Annotated in this window: 19 protein-coding genes and 2 tRNA genes; 12 read left to right on the plus strand and 9 right to left on the minus strand. The window is 61.0% G+C overall.

The window, feature by feature from the left end; genetic code table 11:
- Nucleotides 1-134: 134 nt before the first annotated feature.
- Complete coding sequence (locus FGW20_RS11995) at nucleotides 135-968, plus strand: SAM-dependent methyltransferase (protein WP_301678323.1); 834 nt, start codon at nucleotides 135-137, stop codon at nucleotides 966-968.
- A 270-nt stretch (nucleotides 969-1,238) separates the two neighbouring features.
- On the opposite strand, the gene FGW20_RS12000 is transcribed toward FGW20_RS11995, so the two are convergent.
- Together FGW20_RS12000 and FGW20_RS12005 are read right to left on the minus strand one after the other, a co-directional pair.
- Nucleotides 1,239-1,311, minus strand: a tRNA-Thr gene (locus FGW20_RS12000).
- A gap of 80 nt (nucleotides 1,312-1,391) precedes the next feature.
- A complete protein-coding gene (locus FGW20_RS12005; protein WP_301678324.1) occupies nucleotides 1,392-2,123 on the minus strand; it encodes a sugar phosphate isomerase/epimerase family protein in 732 nt (243 codons plus the stop codon).
- Nucleotides 2,124-2,311: 188 nt separating this feature from the next.
- Between FGW20_RS12005 and FGW20_RS12010 the strand changes: the two genes are divergently transcribed.
- From FGW20_RS12010 to FGW20_RS12035, 6 genes are all read left to right on the plus strand, one after another.
- Nucleotides 2,312-3,490 carry a hypothetical protein gene (locus FGW20_RS12010; RefSeq protein WP_301678325.1) on the plus strand — a complete coding sequence of 393 codons (1,179 nt, stop codon included), beginning with the start codon at nucleotides 2,312-2,314 and terminating at the stop codon, nucleotides 3,488-3,490.
- Nucleotides 3,491-3,549: 59 nt separating this feature from the next.
- On the plus strand, nucleotides 3,550-4,482 hold the full coding sequence (locus tag FGW20_RS12015; protein ID WP_301678326.1) for a radical SAM protein: 933 nt from the start codon (nucleotides 3,550-3,552) through the stop codon (nucleotides 4,480-4,482).
- 63 nt (nucleotides 4,483-4,545) lie between these two features.
- Nucleotides 4,546-5,577 (plus strand): hydrogenase formation protein HypD, encoded by a 1,032-nt coding sequence (gene hypD / locus FGW20_RS12020; RefSeq protein WP_301678327.1) that lies wholly within the window; start codon nucleotides 4,546-4,548, stop codon nucleotides 5,575-5,577.
- Nucleotides 5,578-5,629: 52 nt separating this feature from the next.
- A tRNA-Arg gene (locus tag FGW20_RS12025) sits at nucleotides 5,630-5,701 on the plus strand.
- 219 nt (nucleotides 5,702-5,920) lie between these two features.
- Nucleotides 5,921-7,147, plus strand: coding sequence for a DNA methyltransferase (locus tag FGW20_RS12030; protein ID WP_301678328.1), 1,227 nt, complete (start codon nucleotides 5,921-5,923; stop codon nucleotides 7,145-7,147).
- Between the two features lie 76 nt (nucleotides 7,148-7,223).
- Nucleotides 7,224-7,439 (plus strand): TdeIII family type II restriction endonuclease, encoded by a 216-nt coding sequence (locus tag FGW20_RS12035; protein ID WP_301678329.1) that lies wholly within the window; start codon nucleotides 7,224-7,226, stop codon nucleotides 7,437-7,439.
- A 7-nt stretch (nucleotides 7,440-7,446) separates the two neighbouring features.
- Here the strand turns inward: FGW20_RS12035 and FGW20_RS12040 are convergent, their stop codons facing one another.
- From FGW20_RS12040 to FGW20_RS12060, 5 genes are all read right to left on the minus strand, one after another.
- Nucleotides 7,447-8,583: a PAS domain S-box protein gene (locus FGW20_RS12040; protein WP_301678330.1), complete on the minus strand. Its 1,137-nt coding sequence runs from the start codon at nucleotides 8,581-8,583 to the stop codon at nucleotides 7,447-7,449.
- Nucleotides 8,573-9,712, minus strand: coding sequence for an alcohol dehydrogenase-like regulatory protein ErcA (gene ercA, locus FGW20_RS12045; protein ID WP_301678331.1), 1,140 nt, complete (start codon nucleotides 9,710-9,712; stop codon nucleotides 8,573-8,575). Before ercA ends, FGW20_RS12040 begins: the two co-directional genes overlap by 11 nt.
- 236 nt (nucleotides 9,713-9,948) lie before the next feature.
- Nucleotides 9,949-11,472 (minus strand): transglutaminase-like domain-containing protein, encoded by a 1,524-nt coding sequence (locus FGW20_RS12050; protein ID WP_301678332.1) that lies wholly within the window; start codon nucleotides 11,470-11,472, stop codon nucleotides 9,949-9,951.
- Between the two features lie 141 nt (nucleotides 11,473-11,613).
- On the minus strand, nucleotides 11,614-13,266 hold the full coding sequence (locus FGW20_RS12055; RefSeq protein WP_301678333.1) for a sensor histidine kinase: 1,653 nt from the start codon (nucleotides 13,264-13,266) through the stop codon (nucleotides 11,614-11,616).
- On the minus strand, nucleotides 13,236-13,439 hold the full coding sequence (locus tag FGW20_RS12060) for a hypothetical protein (RefSeq protein WP_301678334.1): 204 nt from the start codon (nucleotides 13,437-13,439) through the stop codon (nucleotides 13,236-13,238). Before FGW20_RS12060 ends, FGW20_RS12055 begins: the two co-directional genes overlap by 31 nt.
- A 334-nt stretch (nucleotides 13,440-13,773) precedes the next feature.
- Between FGW20_RS12060 and FGW20_RS12065 the strand changes: the two genes are divergently transcribed.
- Nucleotides 13,774-14,451: a hypothetical protein gene (locus FGW20_RS12065; protein ID WP_301678335.1), complete on the plus strand. Its 678-nt coding sequence runs from the start codon at nucleotides 13,774-13,776 to the stop codon at nucleotides 14,449-14,451.
- Between the two features lie 61 nt (nucleotides 14,452-14,512).
- Here the strand turns inward: FGW20_RS12065 and FGW20_RS12070 are convergent, their stop codons facing one another.
- Both FGW20_RS12070 and FGW20_RS12075 read right to left on the minus strand, forming a co-directional pair.
- The gene (locus FGW20_RS12070; protein WP_301678336.1) at nucleotides 14,513-16,096 is read right to left on the minus strand and encodes a sodium:solute symporter family protein; all 1,584 of its coding nucleotides are present in this window, start codon (nucleotides 16,094-16,096) and stop codon (nucleotides 14,513-14,515) included.
- Complete coding sequence (locus tag FGW20_RS12075; protein ID WP_301678337.1) at nucleotides 16,086-16,214, minus strand: symporter small accessory protein; 129 nt, start codon at nucleotides 16,212-16,214, stop codon at nucleotides 16,086-16,088. Before FGW20_RS12075 ends, FGW20_RS12070 begins: the two co-directional genes overlap by 11 nt.
- Before the next feature lie 399 nt (nucleotides 16,215-16,613).
- Between FGW20_RS12075 and FGW20_RS12080 the strand changes: the two genes are divergently transcribed.
- The 4 genes from FGW20_RS12080 (at nucleotide 16,614) to FGW20_RS12095 (ending at nucleotide 19,972) form a co-directional block, all read left to right on the plus strand.
- The gene (locus FGW20_RS12080) at nucleotides 16,614-17,573 is read left to right on the plus strand and encodes a nucleoside recognition protein (RefSeq protein WP_301678339.1); all 960 of its coding nucleotides are present in this window, start codon (nucleotides 16,614-16,616) and stop codon (nucleotides 17,571-17,573) included.
- A gap of 186 nt (nucleotides 17,574-17,759) precedes the next feature.
- Complete coding sequence (locus FGW20_RS12085) at nucleotides 17,760-18,251, plus strand: SRPBCC family protein (protein WP_301678340.1); 492 nt, start codon at nucleotides 17,760-17,762, stop codon at nucleotides 18,249-18,251.
- Nucleotides 18,252-18,421: 170 nt separating this feature from the next.
- A complete protein-coding gene (locus FGW20_RS12090) occupies nucleotides 18,422-18,922 on the plus strand; it encodes an SRPBCC domain-containing protein (protein WP_301678341.1) in 501 nt (166 codons plus the stop codon).
- Between the two features lie 42 nt (nucleotides 18,923-18,964).
- Nucleotides 18,965-19,972, plus strand: coding sequence for an alpha/beta fold hydrolase (locus FGW20_RS12095; protein WP_301678342.1), 1,008 nt, complete (start codon nucleotides 18,965-18,967; stop codon nucleotides 19,970-19,972).
- The last annotated feature ends 9 nt before the right edge of the window (nucleotides 19,973-19,981 follow it).

Raw genomic sequence — 19,981 nt, forward strand, 5'->3', positions numbered from 1 at the left:
GGTTCTTCAGCTGGATTGAAGCATTTAAGAAGATTACTCCCAGATATGAACGCTATGAGACCTCATTCATGGGACTGATTCACCTGGCATGCAGCGTCATGATTGCGAGAGTATTGGGATGACCTCATACCCTGATGACAGAGCATAAGGATTATACGAAGATCACGCAGGAATATTACGACGGTATAGCGCACGAAATGTATGTAGAATGCTGGGGAGGGGAGAACCACCACCTCGGTATTTTTGACGAGACAGATGATTTTTATCAGGCAGGGCGCAAATCCAACGAACACCTGTTGAGCTTTCTTGATACCATCCCGGGATGCAAGATCCTGGATCTTGGAAGCGGCCTCTGCGGGCTGCCCCGGTTCATTGCCCGGCGTACCGGCTGCCATGTAACAGCCCTGGACCTCTCCCGGAGGGAGAACGCATACGCAGTAGCAAAAAACCGTGAAGAAGGGCTGGATCACCTCATCACAGTGGTGGAGGGAAGTTACAACGACATGTCCTTTGAGGACGGGGCGTTTGATGTCCTGGTCAGCCAGGATGCGATGCTGCACAGTCCTGACAAGAAAGCGCTCTTGAAGGGGTGTGCCCGTGTCCTGAAAAAAGGCGGGCAGTTTGTCTTTTCCGATGTGCTACAGATGCCTTCGATTACGCCAGCGGAGGCAGAAGTAATCAATGAGAGGGTGAATGCGCCCTATCTGGCAACATTTGATTTCTATGAAGAGCAGTTGCGTCGTGCAGGTTTAACTGTCGAGAATATCGTCGATTTAGGGAATGTCAATCTGGGGAAGTCGTACCAGGCAGCACATGATAACCTGATGAACAAAAAGGAATACCTGATGGAAGAGAGAAATGTGCCGGAGGAATGGATTGATAATTACTTGAACAGTCTTCGTTTCTGGGTAGAGAAGGCCTTTGAAAACAAACTGGGCTGGGGCCTCTTTGCGGCCAGGCGGCTTTAGGATCAATCACGATCGTGCACCACTCTTTCACATATCACCGGTCGCCGGGGCATGCGTTCAAATGTCCCCGGCCTGTACACACCACATATTTTTTGATACGGCACACGTGAATAATCAGAGATACGCCAATTGCGGAAATAAAGCAGGAGAGGCGATATTGACGTTGAGGATAAGGCCATAACGGCCGGTGAAACAAGCGGACACGGCGAAACGTGAAGTATACCCGAAAAAACGCCTTTTTCAAAAAGAGCTCATGTCGTGACGTTTGAGAGCCTCAGGCGAGATTCGAACTCGCGACCTCGTCCTTACCAAGGACGCGCTCTACCGGCTGAGCCACTGAGGCGTGACGCACCAATTATGTTGGAGGTTTACCCTATAAAAGGTTACGGCTGGAACCGGGGAAAGAACCTGGCATGACCGCTCTTATTCGCCCCGGCCGGCGGCGTCGATCGCCTCCAGCGCGGATATGCTGGCGGTCACCCCTTCGAAGGTCTCCACCTCGACGATCGGGGTGGCGCCGCTCCTCCGGACAGCCTCCATCACGGCCGAAAAGTCGATCGTCCCGTCCCCGACCGGCGAATGCGTGTCTTCGATGCCTTTGTTGTCATGCAGGTGGAAGTGCGCCGCCGGGTGGGTGAGGAAGCAGTCCAGGCACCCGTTCAGGTTCGCGTGGCCGACGTCGAGCGCGAGACCGATCCCGTCGATGAGCGGCAGGTCGTCGCAGGTGCGCAGGAAGAAGTACTCCCAGTTCCCCATGTTCTCCACAAAGAACGTGACCGAGAGGTCTTCTGCCGCCCTGGTCAGTTCGGAGAGCGACCGACGGAACCGTTCCACCGCCTGCTCCCGCTCCTCGACCCACGCATAGTAGCCCGGGTGGATGACCACGCCCGCCCCGACCTCGGCGGCGACGGCGAAGGTCTGCGTCAGGACCTCGACGCTTGCCCGCCGGATCGGCTCGAGGAGGCTTGCGATGTTGACACCCCGGGACGGCGCGTGGATGAAATAACGGTACGAATAACTTTCGAGCGGCTCCGCACTCTCCAGGTAGTGCAGGCCGTCGTCCATCACCTCCACGCAATCGGTGATGGGAGCGAGTCGCTCAAGCGCAAAGGAGAGCGGCTCATGGTGAAGACAGTAGGTGGAGACGCCGAACATACAGAATGTTCCGACCGGGACGATTAAATAGGTTCGGAATAGGCACCTCCCGGCGTATTGCCGCCTCATCCCCTGATCGGACCGGATCGCCCCGGCCGTGCCGCCCGTGCCCGGCACGAGGCAGCCTTCCAGTGAAAAAAAGCACCTACCCACATGGTTTATACAACCAACACCACATATGAATAATCATGGCTGATGGCTTCATCCCGGAGGTTGTTGTCTCGAATCGGCTTGAAAAAGAAAAGGCCGAGATCTTCTCCTACATAGAGTCCAATGCCGAAGCCATCGACGAGAACTTCCCCATCTTCTTCGGGAACGTCGTCATGCTCCTCGACCGTGCGGGTGTCCCCATCACCGACGCGGTCTACGACGAGTTCATCGACGCAATCGTATTCCGGGTCTTCGAGGTCAGCAAGCGGGCCGGGGACGTGAAGTTCCTTAACCGTGCCTGCGAGATCGCCTGCGGGATGAAACGCAAAAAAGAGCGCAAAGCAGGTGTCTACCTTGCCGCCGCCGTCAAACTGATGAAGATAGGGATGCCGCTTGCGGCGACCATCTTCCTCCAGCCCTACCGCAAGCACGACGCTGCCGTAGGGTGCTGGTACGCCTACTGCTCCTACATGCTCTACAAAGAAGGCTCCACCGAACCCGGCTACTCTGCCGCCGAACGGTGGAACTACCTGAAAGCCGCGCGCCAGTACATGGAGGAACTCGGGCAGCTGCAGCCGGGGCTGCAACGACTGGTCCGGGGCGAACTCGAACAGGACACGTGGCTTGCCGAGCCGTTCTGGGTGATGATCTTCCTTGCGACCGAGTGGATTCCCGAGAACCGCTGGTTCCTGGAGATCGGGATCACACGGGGCAAGCAGGAGAAGAACGAAGTAGCCCTGGTCAAGATGCTCCAGATCGGCCTCATCCGGTTCCCCGATGAGATGTTCTTCTACCGGGAAGCCTACCAGCTCAAGTTCGAGCAGGGCGACCTTGCCAATGCCATGGGTCTCATCCATGACCTGATCCAGAGGTTCCCCAACGACCTCGAACCGGTATACTACGGCCTCCGAACCGCCCTCTATCTCCCTCAGGAGGGAGAGTTCAACAGGTTCCGTAAAACTGCCGAACACCTGAAGATGCCGGGTCACGTCCTCTGCCTCATCGACTATGCCTACGCCTTCCTCCGGGGGAAGCGGGGGCAGGCGGCCCTCTGCCTCGATGAGTTCCGCAGGAAATACCCTTCGTTGAACTACTACTCCGACATGCTCCGGTTCGTCACCGCCGACATCCCCGCGACCGAGAGGGGCGTCAACGCGGCGGTCTTCATCTCGGTCGACCATTTCTGCAAGAAGATGCTCAAGATCGGCGACACCTGAGGGTGCCGCGATAAGCAGCCTGATAGCCCATCGCGTCGGATAGTACCCCGGACAACCCTATGGCATACCGTTACCTCTTCGGCCCGGTTCCCTCCCGGCGGCTGGGCATCTCGCTCGGGATCGACCTGGTGCCGCACAAGACCTGCACCTTCGACTGCGTCTACTGCGAGTGCGGGCGGACGACCGACCTCACCCGCGAGCGGCGCGAGTATGTCCCGACCGACCGGGTCATCGCGGAACTCGACGACTTCCTCGCGAAGGGCCCGGAACTGGACTACATCACGTTCGCTGGGTCAGGGGAACCGACGCTTCACTCGGGCATCGGCGAGATCATCTCCTTCATCAAAGACCGGTATCCCCGCTACCGGGTCGCGGTGCTGACCAACAGCGCGCTCCTCACCGACCCGGCAGTCCGGGCAGCCCTCATGCCCGCGGACCTCGTGGTGCCGTCGCTCGACGCTGTCTCCGAAGAAGCCTTCGTGCGGATCAACCGTCCCTATTCAGGCATCACCGCAGAGCAGGTGCTCGCGGGGCTGCTCGACTTCGTCTCCGAGTATCCCGGCGAGGTCCGGCTTGAGATCTTCATCGTCCCGGGCATAAACGACACCGAGGAAGAGATCCGGCTCCTGAAAGACGCCGTCGCGGCAGTCAACCCCGACTGCGTCCAGTTAAATACCCTCGATAGGCCCGGCACTGATATCCGGGTAAGGCCGGCGTCCATCGGGGCGCTCGAACGGATTGCGGTGGTGTTCGGCGGAAAGACGGAGGTGATCGGGGCGGCCTGCACGGACAGAACGCTGCCGCCGGAGAGCGAGGATGTCGCAGAAACGATCCTCGCGACCATCCGCCGGAGGCCCTGCACGCCCGCTGACCTCGCGACACTCCTCGGCATCCGCCCGGCCGAGGTTGCGAAACACCTCAGGGTCCTCGAGTCCGGCGGGCAGATCGAGCCGGTGCAGGAGGAGAGGGGCGTATTCTACCGGCCTGTCTGAGATCGCCCGATACAGCTACCGGCATAAATATGCCGTACCGGCAAAAGATACATATGAGGATTCATGGCGGTTGGTAAGGATATACTCAAAACACTGCACACCCTCGTCGACCGGGATATCACGCTGATGCATATCTGCGGCACCCACGAGGCGGCGATCGCGCGTGCCGGGCTCCGGAGCGTCCTTCCCCCGGGCCTCAAGATCGTGATGGGACCGGGCTGCCCGGTCTGCATCACGCCCCAGGGCGAGATTGACGCCGCGCTCGACCTGGTGGAGCGGGACTGCACCATCGCCACCTACGGCGACCTGCTGCGGGTTCCCGGGACGAAGGGATCGCTCGAGTCAAGCGGTGGGGACGTCCGGGTGGTGCAGGGCGTCCACAAGGCAGTGGAGATCGCCCGGAGGGAACCGGACCGGGAGGTCGTCTTCATATCGGTCGGGTTCGAGACCACCGCACCGACGGTCGCCACCACGATCCTCTCCCGCCCGCCGGAGAACTTCTCGATCCTCTCATGCCACCGGCTCGTCCCGCCCGCGATGGCATGGCTCCTCGCCCAGGGGGAGGCGTCGCTCGACGGGTTCCTCCTCCCGGGCCACGTCTGCGCGGTAATGGGCTACGAGGAGTACGAGCGGTTCCCCGCCCCGCAGGTCGTCGCGGGGTTCGAGCCCGAGGATATCCTTCTCGCCCTCTTGATGGCGGTGCAGCAGGTCCGCGAAGGCGCGCACCGGGTCGAGAACGCCTACCCGCGCGTGGTCACCCGGGAAGGGAATGTCAAGGCGAAGAACCTGATGTACGAGGTCTTCGAGCCGTTCGACGTCGAATGGCGCGGATTCCCGGTGATCCCGGCCTCCGGCCTCCGCCTGAAGCCGGAGTTCGAGGGCTACGACGCCCAGAAAAAGTTCGATATCGAGATCCGGCACGTGGACAAGCATTCCGCCTGCATCTGCGACAAGGTGCTGCGCGGCATCGCCCGGCCTTCCGACTGCAAGCTCTTCGGGAAGGTCTGCACCCCGCGCACCCCCGTTGGCCCCTGCATGGTCAGCCACGAAGGGGCGTGCAAGATCTGGCATCTCTACGAATCGCGGAGGGCATGAAACCCTCCTCTCCGCTGGCCTTTTATACCATACACGACAACATAATATGGCAGTCTCGGTAGGGTAGTGGATATCCTGAAAGCCTCCGGAGCTTTCGACCCGGGTTCGAATCCCGGCCGGGGCGTACTTGTTTTTGTTCAAGTTATGAAACCCTTGTTTCCAAAACGGCTTGTTTTCCGGGTATAAACAGATGTCTGATTCCTGAAAACAGTAGCGGGGAGAAGATCATCACCGATACTTGAGCGGGCACTCGCCGTACTCCACCCGCCGTCCCGGATCACTATGTATTTGTGAAGCCGCTGCCAATACCATCAATCCACGAAACCATATTGCAGGACAGCACATGCTCACGAACGAAGAAGAACGGGTGAGGATTTATTCGATGGGAGATGTCCCAACACGATCGCATGAGGTGACGCCTTCCACCCCGCTGGACGAACTCAATCTCAACTGGACCGAGAAAGATCTTCCCGAACGGGAGCGCACAAAACACGTCCACCGCCTTCACCCGTACCTCGGCAAATATATTCCGCAACTCGTCGAGGTCTTCCTGAGAAAATACTTCTCTGCCGGCCAGACGATCATCGATCCGTTCTGCGGCTCCGGAACTACGCTGGTTCAGGCCAACGAGCTCGGCATCAACGCAATCGGCTATGACATCTCTGCCTTCAACGTCCTTCTCTCACGGGCAAAGACCGCCGAGTACGACGTTCCAGCGGTGCAGAGAGAAATCCTGGACATCCTGGATAAGGTGAAAGCGGCGACGCAGATCGATTCAGGGCAGCGGAGGCTCTGGATGGAATGCACGAAAAAGCCGTACCTCTCCGCTGACGATAACGAATACTTAGAGCGTTGGTTCGCGCCACAGGCGCTTGAGGAACTGCTTACCTACCGCTACTACATCGAGGCTGGTGAGTATGAATACGCGGATCTCCTGCAGATCATCCTCTGCCGATCCGCACGATCCGCACGGTTAACGACGCATTTTGATCTGGACTTTCCCAGAGAACCCGTGACTGAACCGTATTACTGCTATAAGCATAGGAAGACCTGCCAGCCGATCCGGGAAGCGTTCAAGTTCCTCAAACGCTACAGCAACGATACGATCAAACGGATCACCGCATTTGCAGCCGCGCGAACCGGAGCACGTGTAGAAGTCTATCACGAAGACTGCCGCACAGTTGATTTTCCTGAGGCTCACGGCGTCGTTACCAGCCCTCCTTATGTCGGGTTGATCGACTATCACGAGCAGCACGCCTACGCGTACCATCTCCTCGGACTTGAAGACAAACGGGCAAAGGAGATAGGGCCTGCTGCGAATGGAAAGAGCAAAAACGCGAAAGAAGCCTACCAGAAGGACATTGCAGAGGTCTTCCAGCGAATTCTCCGAACGATGCATCCTGACGGCCGTCTGATCGTCGTCGCAAACGACCAGGAAAACCTCTACGGCGAGATTGCAGACTCTCTGGATGTCGAGGTTGAGAATATCATCCAGCGCCACGTGAACCGGAGAACAGGCAGGCGTTCAACCAGGTTCTATGAAGCGATCTTTATATGGCGGAAACTGTGATGCGCTGGTGTGGAGAGTATGCCTGACCGTCAACGAATGAAAACACCATCCAGCAGGTAGTTCAGGAGACAGTGTCATGGAAAGAGTCCTCTTCTCAGATCCATTTGTAAAGGAAACACACCACTCAAAAAAGCCTCTCTACGCAGCACTCGTCCCTGATGAAATATTCAAGGGATCGCATTTTGAGCGACGATTCGTCACGTCCTTCGGCAAAGTCCGGGAGAAACTGGCGGTCGTTGCAGCAACAGAGGGGCTTGGATACGGCACGATGGGTCACCGCATTGACGGATAAGCGTGCATCAGATATCTTCCTGTTTCCGGTTCGAGAAATGGAAAAAGACCTCCTCAGAGGGCTCTACACCCTCCCCGTGTCTTCGCAAAAACTGCCTGACGTTCGCTGACTCGACCCATCCCCGGTCGAGCTCGGCGACAAGGTCGTCGATCCGGCGCGCTTGTTCGAGGATCCTCTTTGCAAACGGATCGTCGATCATCTCCGCATACCCGACGATCACCTGCAGGGGATTCCTGATATGGTCCCCGAGAATGGCAAACTGCTCGATGTTCTTCCCGAGCTGTGCATAGGTCTCCCGTTTCATCTGCTCGTTGAGGATGCGGTCGGTGATATCCATCACGATCAGCATGATGCAGAGCGGCTGCCCGGCATCGTTCTGGACGACGCTGCCCGAGATCTGGATGTGGAACGGAGAGCCGTTGCTCCGCAGCCCGACCGTCTCCTGCACGATCGCAGGGTTGGCGAGGAGGTGGACGGTAACCTTCTCCCCGACGGTAGGGTCCGCGAAGAACGCCTCCAGGTTTCTCCCCGCGATCGCGTCAGCCCGCTCGTAGCCGAACATCGCGGCACAACTCCGGTTGGCATACATGACCGCCCCGGTGAGATCGGCGATGAGGATGCCGTTCGTCGACGATTCAAGAGCGCTCTCCTTTATCCTGAGTTCCCGCTCGGTACGGATCCGGTCGGTGATGTCCCGCGCAACCGCGACGACGTACTGTTCGGCGCCGAAGGTGACCGACCGGACGGTGATCTCCATCGGGATCTCCGTTCCACTCCGCGATACGAGCGGCGCGGTAAAGGTCTGCCCGGGTTTGGAGAGCTGATCGCCGCTCTTCTGGACGAATTCAACAAGCCATGCCTTCTGTTGCGGGGAGATCAGGTCAATAAACGGTTTTGCCAGCAGTTCTTCCCTTGAGTAGCCCAGATACTGCCTCGCCGATGCGTTGATGTCCGCAAGTTTCCCGGTATCTGCACGGATCAGGAATATCGCGTCGTACGTCTGGTCGAGCAGCGCCCGGAACCGTTCGAGCTCGGCAAGCCGACTCTGCAGCTCGGGATAGTAACTCTTGTGCAGGGACGTCTCTCCGAGGCCGATGATCTTCTCGCGGAGCGCATCCCGGTCTTCGGGGGATTCAGAATGCATACATATAAATCCGTTCGATATCTTCGCAGGTGAAGTTACGCGGGTTGGTTACCATGCAGGGATCGTTGTACGCCGCTTCGGCAAGGGCGGGAATCGCATCCTCCCGGACGCCGACTGCAGCGAGGGTCTCGGTGACCCCGAGCGCCCTCCGAAACGCCGCCACCTTCTCCGCCGGGGTCGCCCCTCCTCTTCCGATGATCGCACCAATCCGGTTGTACCGCTCGGGTTCAGCCTCGTAGTTGGCCGCCATCACGTGCTCAAGGAGCAGCGCGTTGCACCGCCCGTGCACAAGGTCGTAGGCGCCCCCGAGGCTGTGCGCCATCGCGTGCGCGGCCCCGACGCTTGCGTTCGAGAACGCAAGTCCGGCATGAAGGCTGGCAAGGAGGGTCGAGAAGCGCAGGTTCAGGTTGTCGGGCTCCTCCAGAACCGCAGGCAGTGTGCTCGTGATGAGCCGTATCGCCTCGAGGGCATGCACGTCGGTCATCGGGGAACTGGCGTTCGAGACGTAGGTCTCGACCGCGTGGCTGAGGGTATCTATGCCGGAATCCACGGTCAGGTCCCGGGACATCGTCGTCAGCGGTTCGGGATCGAGCAGGGAGATGTCGGGGACCACCGCTTTCGAGACGATGCCAATCTTCCGCTTTCTCTCTTCGTCCGTGATGATGGCGAACTGGGAGACGTCGGCAGAACTCCCGGCGGTCGTTGGGATGCAGATAAGCGGCGGCGCCGGCACCGGCACCCGGTCGACGCCCTCGAACGTGCGGATGTCCCGCATGTTTGAGCTTGCTATCCCGATCCCCTTGGCGCAGTCCATCGGGCTGCCGCCGCCGACGGCGACGATGCCGTTGCACTCCTCAGCGAGGTATGTCTCCATACCTGCCATCACCTGCCGGGAGCGGGGATTTACGGAGATGGAGTCGAAGACGGTGAACGACACCCCTGCTTCGACCAGGCTCTCCCCGACGGCCCCGGCCCAGCCTGCGGCCCGGACTCCCGGATCGGTGACGAGGAGCACCTGTTTCATCCCGAAGTTGCGGGCATACCGTCCTGCAAGCTGCAGTGCCCCGTGTCCGCAGATAAATTCAGGAACTACGAACTTTCTTAAGTCGAGCTGGCTTCTCTGGATCATGACTCAATACAATCTCCCGATCATGATTCAGCCAGAGTATTCCGGCAATCAAAGAGACTTTTACTTATTGTTACAGAGTCGAATCCATATATATCTGGCGAATAGTCGCAATCGCGTTATATACGTTCTGTAATTGCTACCGCTAATCTTAGACCTTTAGTTGCATTCCGCACCAATTATGGGCATATTGCGCGAAAATCTCTGCGTCGTCCCGACCGAAAAATGAATAAATGGTGTCACTCGACAGCCGCAAGACTGACCCCAAAACACTCCATGCAGAGGAGATCCAGGTCGTCCTCTGCCGTATCGCAGACAATTGCCGGGTACTGCCGGACGATCCTGAAAACGGCGGCATCGCCGGGGATGGTCGGGTCCATCGGGGTGTCGACATTCTTCTGGATGACAAGGCGTGCCGGGTCGAGGTTCGCGGCGTAGTAGTCCTTGAACGCCGACCGGTCCTCCTCGGGGATGGCGACCCAGTCGGCAATATCGGCCGCCGTCACGTCGTTTGGAACCCAACCGTAGCCGGGCAGGTAGTATTCCGCCCAGAAGTGGGCGCCGGGCGTCTCGGAAAGAAGCATCTGGTAGCCGCCGATGGCGCGGGCGGGGATGCCGAGCGACCGGCAGAGCGCAGCAAAGAGCATGCTCTGGGTGCCGCAGTCGCCGTGGCCGGTCTCGAACATGTAGGTCGACTCGGCGACCTTCGGCTCGCGGGTGTCGAGCGAGTAGTGCGGGACGTGGCTGTAGGGATAGGTCTCGATGATGTGGTGGTAGATCATCTGCGCCTGCAGGTGCGGGTTCGTCTCGTTCGCGACTATCTCCCGCGCTTTCTCCCGGATCGCGTCCGTAACCTCGATGTTCCTCTCCGATGCCGTGTAGAGCAGGTACCCGGGATCGCTCGTGTCGTACTCCCCGACCATTGCCGGGTCGATGTCGTCGAAAACCTGCTCGTAGGAGGTGAATGCGATATCCGCCGAAAGGACGAGGTTCCCGTTGACCGCCCCGGCCGGGATCTCGTAGTAGACGTAGCCGATAGAGCCGGTGGTGACCGGGCCGGCGACGATGAAGTCGGGGCACGAGAGGTTCGTGACGGTGACGTTCCTCTGCGCGTCTGTATCGACCGGGAGCGGGAACCAGATCTTTAAGACACCCGCCGAGGGGAGCGCTTCGAACGGGATATCGAGCCGTTCGACCCCTGCATAGCGCACCGGGTTCACGTACGGGCCGTGCTCCGAACGGTTCTCAGACAGGGCGTATCGGGCGATGTAGTCGAAGTCGAGATGCCTCTCGTTTTGCTTTTGCATCTCGCCCGGGTGCGCGTAGAGGTAGTTGCCGGCAACGTCGTAGAAGTAGAGCGTCTCGTTCTCCGAGACAAGTTTCTGGGCGCGGTTCTCCAGCCAATCGGTTATCGCGGCATCGGTGATCCCGGGAACCTTCTCCCGCAGCGCTGCCTCTGCGGCCGCAGCGTCGAGCGGATACTCTATATACGTCCTGTTCGCCCGGAAGATCGCATCCCGTGCGGCCTTTGCCTCGTCCGGGTCGCCGGCGTCTGTGTAGAGGGCACAGGCCTCCGCGAAGCGTTCTTCGGCAACGCGATAGTTGGCGGCTCCATATTCGGCGAGCCCCCGGGCGTAGGCCTCGTCGGCCGGCGAAGGAGCGGCGGAACCGGCCTTTTCCTCCGTTGCGGCAGTGCATCCTGCCGCAAAGATGAGAAGAAGGGCGAATACAGCCGCAGAAATGGTGATCGCAGTGGATCTCATAGTAAAGAGAACATGCGGATTGTAGAAAAATTTTTTCTTTTTCGAACCTTTTTCCCGGGATTTTCGCCGATTTTAGGGATCTAAACGGCCCCCCTCGAAAAAACCGGAAGTCAGGCCGGAAGGATGGCCGTTGCAGCCATTCTACATCGGTGGCTGCGCCTCCGGGATGGCCGGAGTCTCCGGCTCCTCCTGCGCCGCCTTTTTTAGCGTGAACCGGAACGCCGCCCCCTCCTCCGTGGCGCCCGGCACACGGTCTTCCACCCGGATGCTCCCCCCGTAGCGGGTAACAAGCATCCGCACGATGTACAGCCCGAGACCCTTGCCGCTCTTCGAACTCACCCCCTTTCGGAACCGCGAGAAGAGGGTGGGCTTTACGTCGTCGGGTATGCCGGGCCCCGTGTCCTCGACCGAGACCAGCACCTCGCCGTCCATGTCCTCGACCCGGATCGCGACCGTGACATCGGGTCCCCCGAACTTGATGCTGTTGCCGACGAGGTTCGTGAAGACCTCGGGGAGGAGGTCGTCGGCGAGGACCGTGACCGGCTTCCCGTCATACCGGATATCGGTCTCGCGGTGCTGCCGGATCTCGGCCCGGATCACCGCGTCGAGATCGACGGGCCTCAAGGGCGGGGTCAGCGAGCGGAGACGCCGGATCGTCGAGACGTTCTGGATGATCTCGATGCTCTGGCTGACGGCCGACCGGACCTTCTGTATCATCTCCCGGTTCGTGCCTTCCAGGTCTTCGGCGAGGATTTCGCTGTATCCGAGCGCTATAGCGTTGGCATTGTTGATGTCGTGAACCATGATGTCGAGATACAGGTTCGCCACCTCGTTCGCCGCGAGGAGGGCCTCTTCAGTCTCTTTGCGGTCGGTGATGTCCGTGAACGTGACCACCGCCATAAAGGGGCTGCCGCCCGCGCCGCGAACGAGGGTGCCGCCGTAGTTGAATACACGCTGCCGGTCGGTTCCGATGCGCCGGGTGCGCACCTCTACATCCCGGATCTGCTCTCCGCGCAGAACGCGGGAGAGCGGCCACTTTTCCACCGGGAGGACGGTGCCGTCCACCGTTGTGAACTCGAAGAGATTACCAAACTCGCTCACGCTCCCGGGAGCGTCCTTTAGACCGAACAGCCCGAAGAATTCTCTTGCGGCACGGTTCCACTGAAGCGGGTTGCCGTCGAGGTCAAAGACGCCCAGCCCTTCGTTCAGGTTCTCGACGATCGTGCGAAGCTGGGCCTCGCGGTTCTGGAGCGCCTCCTGTGCCCGGATCCGCTCGGTGATATCCTTCCCCGACCCGAGAACCCCGGTGATACGGCCGCCGGCGTCCCGCAGGACGGCCTCTTTCCAGATGAGGGTGCGCTCGTCGCCGTCTTTCGTCACGATGACGATCTCGTCCGTTGGCGATGCGGTAGCGGCGCCGGAGATCATACGGGCGAATGCCTGCCGGGCATCCTCCCGGTTGCGCTCCGGGATGGCCACGTCGAACCAGTTCTTCCCGAGCAGTTCGTCCTCCCGGTATCCCAGGAGCTCGCAGCCGCGGCGGTTGACGAGGCCGATGGTCTGGTCCGCGTTGATCACGACCAGCAGGACGGCGGCCACGTCCAGGTAGCCCTGCGCCCGGTCACGCTCCCGCTCGGTGTCCTTCTGCTGCCTCTTCAGCTGCTCGGAGAGCCAGGCGATGACGATCGCGACCACGACGAACATCACCGCACGCCCGTAGTCATTGACGGTTCCGACGTCGATCCTGAGGAGGAAGTGGCTGATCAGGACCAGACCGCCGAGGAAGAAGGCCACGCTGATGCCCCTTCTCCCCCACCAGAGGGCGGCGAGGTGATGGGTATGTAGAAGAAATGGGAGAAGACCGCTCCTACCGAGAGGATTGCATGAAAGTAGTAGGTCAGGACGATCGATATCCCGAGCAGGATGCCGACGATGAATATGCGGATGGTCTCGGGCAGTGGTGCCATAGAAGGACGCCTCCCGTGCAGATCCAATTTTTTATCTAACTTGCAATAAAAGCCACCGAATATATTCTGGGCTGTGGTTTCCTGGGATGCTTTTCAGTTTTCGGATATCTGCTCGTTGCCTTTGGGCTCCTGGGACCTGCCGTCAGGCTCAATCATGAGGATGCCGGGAGATCGTGCAGGGGCGCGTTCCTGCTGGGAGCCGCGAAAACTGTGTGTTTAGAACGAAGATTCCGGATATCTCCTGAAAATCACGTTCGATCTCGTATTTCTTCCGTTATAATAGAGAAAGATATATCCCTCAGAAGAGAATTTACTAATGAAAGCGGAGGCTTTTATGCAAAACGCTGTACGCAACCTTCTGGTCTTTTCTCTCATCGCCTGCTTCCTTCTTGTCCTTCCTTCGAGTGCTCAGCCGCCCGTAGGCGGGGACAACGGATGGTATGCGGTCAACTGTAATGTGAATGGAGCCGACGTCTACTTCGACGACGAATTCAAGGGCACGATCGAGGACAGCGTGCTCTACGTCCCGGTCTACACCACTGGTGCACCCTACCAGACGTTCCGTGTGGAAAAGGACGGGTACGCAACCCACTACGGGGACGTAACCTCGGTTCCGGGCAAGGGAGAGGTCTTCGACCTCTACGCGACCCTGAACCCCGCCGCGCCTCCCGCCCCGATCGGAGGCGACGTCGGCTGGTACACTGTCCACGCCAACGTTGACGGGGCAACCGTCCAGTTCGACAACGAGGTCAAGGGCACCACCAGCCAGGGTGTCCTCACCGTGCAGGTCTACGTGACCGGGACACCCTACCAGACCTACACCGTGACCAAAGAGGGCTACCTGCCCTACACGGCGGCCATCAACCAATATCCCGCCGCAGGGGAGACCGTCGACCTCCACGCGGACCTGAGCACCGCGCCCCCCACGCAGCAGGCGCCCCTCTCGCCGGCCCTTGCCGGCGCCGCCCTGCTGATCGCCGGGCTGGTGCTGGTTGCGGGGAGAAAGAACTAACCCTCACTCTTTTTTCGTAACTTCTGCCCGGCGGACACTTGTAAAAAAGGTGGAGCCGCCGTCAGGCCGCCCCGGCCGACTCCTCCGTATCCGCAGTCACCTCGTGGCGGTCGAGCGCCCACCCGACCAGCAGCGCGGCCGCCGAGAGGGGGAGGGCGATGACGAGCGGGTCCACGTCCTGCCACGGGGCGGAGAGGACCGCCGGCACGCCGAAGAGGAGGTTGGAGAGCCCGAGCGCCGCCGACTCCTTGACGTGCACGAAGGCCGTCCACGCGAACCAGGCCGCCGTTCCGGTGGCGAGACTCATCTTCGCCGCCCGGAGCGACGGCCTGCTGCTGTACATGGCGTGGGCGTAGGTCGGCAGGAACGCCGATGCACAGAGGCCCATGAACATCGCCGTTGCCCGGGCGATGATGCTGCCGGGCATGATGAAGGCGAGAACGATGCTCACGACGATCATGGTGACGGTCGCCAGCCGGATCGGCCGCATCGTCGCCTTCTCCGTTCCGGTGCGCCGCATGACGTCGAACCCGAGCGACGTTCCCATCGTATGAAAGAGGGAACTGAGCGTGGACATCGCCGCGGCAAGGAGGGCCAGCATGAAGACGACGACGAAGAGGTCCGGCATCGACGCGTTGATGAAGTTCGGGATGATCGTGTCGACGTTGCCGTTGGTGGCCGCCGCGAGCGCGGTCACGCCTTCCGTCTGGTAGAAGTAGACGTTCGTGAGCGCCCCGGCCGTGAAGGCGACCCCGGTCATCATCAGGATGAACGGCCCGCCGACGAGAACCGCACGGTTCAGCGCCCGGCTGTCTTTGACGGTCATGAACCGGACGACCAGCTGGGGCTGCGCCAGCACCCCGATGCCGACCCCGAGAACGAGTGTCGTCACCAGCGTGAGCCAGATGGACGACCCGAACGCCGGCATGGACGCCCACCCGGTCATCCCCCCGGCGGCGAGCGCCTCCGGGACGAGGTCCGACATCCCGGCAAGGACGGTATGCGCCTCGACGACGCCCCCGAGCCGGATGTAGGTGAGCACGAGGAGGACGGTCATCCCGACGAGCATGATCCCGCCCTGCAGTGCGTCGGTGTACATGACGGCGATGAGTCCGCCGATAATCACGTAGAGGGCGACGATCGCGGCGAAAGCGAGGAGCGCAGTGGTGTAGGGGATCTGCAGCGTGCTCGTGATGAACTGGGCGCCGCCGATCAGGATCGCCGCCGTGTACAGCGGCATGCCGAGGACGATGACGAGTCCTGCGGCATACTGCATGAACGGCGACCCGTAGCACTTCCCCATCAGGTCGGGGAAGGTCACGGCGCGGAGTTTGTGCCCGATCTGGCGGGTCCGTTTTCCGAAGAAGACGAACGCGATGAAGATTCCGAGCCCGATATTGAGGACGGTCAGCCAGATCATCCCCATGCCGAGCTGCGCCGCAACCCCGCCGAACCCGACGATGGCGGAGGTGCTGATGAAGGTCGCGCCGTAGGAGAGGGCGAGAACCACGGGATGGATCTTCCTCCCGGCGACCATGTAGTCGTCGCTCTCTTTTGTCCGGCGGTAGCCGAGGTAGCCGAGACCGATGATGATGACAAGATATACCAGTGTCATTGCGACGAATAGCCGCGTATCAACTGCCATCCCGTTGCTCCTCCACGCCGTTGTTCCAGTTCAAGAGGCCGTACACTAAGCATGCGAGCGTGAACGCGAGCGCAAGCAGATACCCAACCCAGATCGCGGGATCAGTAATGCCGAACATAACAAACCACCTGGCGGTAACGGAAAAACCGTTACGTTACACGGGAACTCAGCAGAAGGGCCGGTTCCCTATCTAAAGAAGAATGCGTTCTGCGCAAACGTGCACCGCACGTTCGGACAGGTCTGCACTGGCGTGCAACAGGACTCTACATGGTTGCCAATCATCGAGTACCTAAACACCTTCTCGATCTATTGTATTTAAACCATCCGATTTTCTGGCACCTCAGGCGGAGGGAGATCGCACTACTGCCGGATTCCTCCCATTTACGTGCCCAGATACGCTACCGGCTGCAACAGCAGCGGCAGGTCCCGCTCGCGGCCATCCAGAACGGTGATATGCACGGACGGCGTACCGGATGTTGTTTCGGGGCGGGACGAAAGCCGTAAGGCGAGGTGAACCATGGACGGCACTGCAGAGATCGTTTCGGCGGCACTGGGCCTCTCGTTCGAACTCCTGGTTCGGACGGTCCCGATCGTCGTCGCCGGCGTTTTGATCGCCGAAGTCCTGATTGCTCTGCGGGTCACCGACAAAATCGCGAGCGTCGCCTACCCGGTCACGACGTTCTCCCACCTCCCCCGGGAATGCGGGGCGAGTTTCCTCCTGGCGTTCGTCTCGCCGCAGGCGGCGGACGCGATGCTCGTCGACTACCACCACAGGGGGATGATCGGGAGACGCCAACTCGTCGTCGCGGCGCTCATCAACTCCTTCCCGTCCGTCGTGATGCACTGGCGCTACCTCATCCCGGTCTACGTGCCGCTGCTCGGGGCCTTCGGTCTGATCTACTTCACGATTCTGATGGGTATCGGGTTTCTCAAGACCGGGATCGTCATGGCGGCCGGGAGGGTGCTGCTCCCGGAGGTTCCGGCGTCCGGGCCGCCGGAGAAACCTTCCGGAGGGGCGCTGTCCGTCCGCGAAGCCCTGCGGGCCTCTCTCGGACCGACCGCGAAGACCCTCCGCCGCATCCTCGGGATCATGATCCCGACGATCGTCATTGTGGCGTTTCTGATCGAGGCGGGCGTCTTCGACGCCGTCGCGGCGCACCTGGAGGGCGCGGGCCGGCTCTTCCCCATACCCCCCGAGGGGCTCGCCATCGTCGCCGCGAAGTTCGGGTCGTACGTCGCCGCGGCAAGCCTTGCGTCCGGGCTGCTTGCGGCGGGGGATATGACCGGCAGGGATATCGTCATCACGCTGCTCGTGGCGAACCTGCTCACCAGCGTCGTCACCTACCTGCGATGGCTCGGGTCGTTCTACGCCGCGATCTTCGGGCCGAGGCTGGGTGCCGAGATCATGATCCTCTCCGTCGTCCTCCAGGACGGCCTCCTGCTGGCGGCGATCTTCCTGCTGGCCTGGTTCTGGTGAGAGAAAGGAGGCACGTATCCGGACGGGAGCCTCTGCCCGCACCCGGGGCATACCGCGGAAGTGCCGCATCTCAGGAGGCATTTCCCGGTTTTGCCGCATTCGTGGTTGTCTTCACCGGCGTGCCCGTGACGGGAACATTTTTCATGAAGAACCGATGAAGCCCGGGAACCATCGGAGGGAGATACAATGGCAGAAACAAGTCTCACCGCTGAACCGGGAAAACAGGATGTCGTCATCTCGCGGGAGTTCGATGCCCCGCGGGACCTCGTGTTCAGGGCATGCACGGACCCGGAGCTGGTATCGCAGTGGTGGGGGCCGGAGAGCGTCACGACCACGATCGAGAAGATGGACGCGAGGCCCGGCGGGACGTGGCGTGTCACCCAGCGCGATGCCGGGGGCAGCGAGTACGCGTTCCACGGCGTATACCACGAGGTTACGCCGGAGCGGATCGTCGACACCTTCGAGTACGAGGCCATGCCGGGCCACGTCCTGCTCGAGACGCAGACGCTCGAAGACCTCGGCGGCGGCAGGACGAGGCTGACCGACCACCTGGTCTTCCAGTCGGTCGCGGACCGCGACGGGATGCTCCAGGCGGGATCGCAGGAAGAGATGCTCGAACCCATGGAACGGCTTGCCGGACTCCTGCAGTCGCTGAAACAGGAGGCCCCGGCACGATAAGTGCAGGGCAGCCGGCCTCAGTCAGACGGATTTTCACGCGGGGGTTCTGCCGCAGGACTCCGCTGCCGGGCGGCCGCCCGGGGAGGATACCCACGGCAACCTCATCGGGAGTATTCGCCGCTGGGTTAATGATCACCCGGCCGTCATAGGGCTCGCAGGGTGAGCAATCTATGGAAGAAGCAGAGCAGATCCGGTCGGAACTCCTCGTCGGACGCGTCTTTGACGCCCCACGTGAACTCGTCTGGAAGGCGTGGACAGAGCCCGATTATGTCAGGCGCTGGTGGGGGCCGAAAGGCTTCACCGCGCCCGTCATGGAGATCGATCTCCGCGTGGGAGGCAGGTACCTGTACGGCATGCGGTCGCCCGAGGGCCAGGATTTCTGGAGCACCGGTGAGTACCGTGAGATCGTCCCCGCGGAGCGGATCGTCGCCACCGACTCGTTTGCGGACGCAGACGGCAACGTGGTTCCGGCATCGGCCTACGGGATGACCGGAGACTGGCCGACGGAACTGCTCTCGACGGTGACGTTTGAGGACGCCGACGGCGGGACGAAGGTGACCATACGGGAGCCCGGCGTCCCGGTGGACGAGGGCCGCGATATGGCCGTAGTCGGCTGGAACGAGTCCCTCGACAAACTCACGGAAGTCCTGAAGGAGCTCTCGAGGGGATAAACCGGCGCCTGGAGATCGGCGTGACCGGCAGGGGTTATTCGTATGGCCGACGTCCGGGTCGTTCTCGTCCTGCTCGGTATCGCCGTCGCGGGGGCGGCGGTCGCGGTGCGCTACCGGCGTGATACGCGTGCCGCCCGGGCGCGTATCGAGAGGTCGGGAAGCCGGGTGGCCCGGACGGACTACGGGAGGATCGCATACGCCCGGGCGGGAGACGGCTACCCGGTGCTGGCCATCCATGGCAACGCGGGCGGGTTCGACCAGGGCTTACTGCTCGCCGATTGGTCCATCGACCCGGGGTTCCAGGTCATCGCGCCTTCAAGGTTCGGCTACCCCGGCTCGCCGATGCCGCCGAACGCGAGCGTCGCCATGCAGGCGGATGCCTACGCCGCCCTGCTGGATTCCCTTTCCATCGAGCAGGCTGCCGTCGTCGGCTACTCGGCGGGGTCCGCATCGGCGATCCAGTTCGCCCTGCGCCACCCGGAGCGTCTCTCGGCTCTCGTCCTTGTCGAGCCCGTTGCCCCGGGAAAGGGACCGGGAAAGGGCCTGGTCATGCCCCGGTCCGCCTCCATCATCTTTACACTCTTTACCATCTTTACGATCTCCTTAAAAAGCGACTTCATGTACTGGGCGGCGATCACCTATTTTCAGCCGGTCGTGGAAGGGCCATGGGCCGGTGTGCCCCCGGGAAAGCGGCTCACCCCGGACGATAAGGCCGACATCAGGGTGCTGCTTTCAAGCAGCCTTCCTGTCAGCGTCCGGGCCGACGGAAGTTCTTTTGACACCTACGTCTCAACCCCCGGACTGCTCAGCGCCTCGGAGAGCGACTACCCGTTCGGCAGCATCAGGGCACCCACGCTGGTGATCAGCGCCGTGGACGATCCGCTGGCTCTCCACGAGAATGCACGTGCCCTCGTGGAGAAGATCCCGTACGCCCGCCTCCAGGCCGTTCCCGGCGGTGGCCATATGCTTCTCGGGCACCACGAAGAGGTCCGGCAGGGGATCACGGAGTTCCTGCGGAGCACCGTGGCTTCGCCGCCGCAACCCCGCTAAAACGAAGGA

Source organism: Methanoculleus methanifontis (assembly GCF_030464365.1).
Lineage (GTDB): Archaea > Halobacteriota > Methanomicrobia > Methanomicrobiales > Methanoculleaceae > Methanoculleus > Methanoculleus methanifontis.

Excerpts from the sequence above, each read along its gene's own strand:
- FGW20_RS11995 (WP_301678323.1), top strand. The coding sequence starts at position 135 with ATGACAGAGCATAAGGATTATACGAAGATCACGCAGGAATATTACGAC.
- FGW20_RS12030 (WP_301678328.1), top strand. The coding sequence starts at position 5,921 with ATGCTCACGAACGAAGAAGAACGGGTGAGGATTTATTCGATGGGAGAT.
- FGW20_RS12075 (WP_301678337.1), bottom strand. The coding sequence starts at position 16,214 with ATGTTCGGCATTACTGATCCCGCGATCTGGGTTGGGTATCTGCTTGCG.
- FGW20_RS12050 (WP_301678332.1), bottom strand. The coding sequence starts at position 11,472 with ATGAGATCCACTGCGATCACCATTTCTGCGGCTGTATTCGCCCTTCTT.
- FGW20_RS12085 (WP_301678340.1), top strand. The coding sequence starts at position 17,760 with ATGGCAGAAACAAGTCTCACCGCTGAACCGGGAAAACAGGATGTCGTC.
- FGW20_RS12035 (WP_301678329.1), top strand. The coding sequence starts at position 7,224 with ATGGAAAGAGTCCTCTTCTCAGATCCATTTGTAAAGGAAACACACCAC.
- ercA (WP_301678331.1), bottom strand. The coding sequence starts at position 9,712 with ATGATCCAGAGAAGCCAGCTCGACTTAAGAAAGTTCGTAGTTCCTGAA.
- FGW20_RS12070 (WP_301678336.1), bottom strand. The coding sequence starts at position 16,096 with ATGGCAGTTGATACGCGGCTATTCGTCGCAATGACACTGGTATATCTT.
- FGW20_RS12010 (WP_301678325.1), top strand. The coding sequence starts at position 2,312 with ATGGCTGATGGCTTCATCCCGGAGGTTGTTGTCTCGAATCGGCTTGAA.
- FGW20_RS12015 (WP_301678326.1), top strand. The coding sequence starts at position 3,550 with ATGGCATACCGTTACCTCTTCGGCCCGGTTCCCTCCCGGCGGCTGGGC.
- FGW20_RS12040 (WP_301678330.1), bottom strand. The coding sequence starts at position 8,583 with ATGCATTCTGAATCCCCCGAAGACCGGGATGCGCTCCGCGAGAAGATC.
- FGW20_RS12090 (WP_301678341.1), top strand. The coding sequence starts at position 18,422 with ATGGAAGAAGCAGAGCAGATCCGGTCGGAACTCCTCGTCGGACGCGTC.
- hypD (WP_301678327.1), top strand. The coding sequence starts at position 4,546 with ATGGCGGTTGGTAAGGATATACTCAAAACACTGCACACCCTCGTCGAC.
- FGW20_RS12065 (WP_301678335.1), top strand. The coding sequence starts at position 13,774 with ATGCAAAACGCTGTACGCAACCTTCTGGTCTTTTCTCTCATCGCCTGC.
- FGW20_RS12080 (WP_301678339.1), top strand. The coding sequence starts at position 16,614 with ATGGACGGCACTGCAGAGATCGTTTCGGCGGCACTGGGCCTCTCGTTC.
- FGW20_RS12095 (WP_301678342.1), top strand. The coding sequence starts at position 18,965 with ATGGCCGACGTCCGGGTCGTTCTCGTCCTGCTCGGTATCGCCGTCGCG.
- FGW20_RS12060 (WP_301678334.1), bottom strand. The coding sequence starts at position 13,439 with ATGGCACCACTGCCCGAGACCATCCGCATATTCATCGTCGGCATCCTG.
- FGW20_RS12005 (WP_301678324.1), bottom strand. The coding sequence starts at position 2,123 with ATGTTCGGCGTCTCCACCTACTGTCTTCACCATGAGCCGCTCTCCTTT.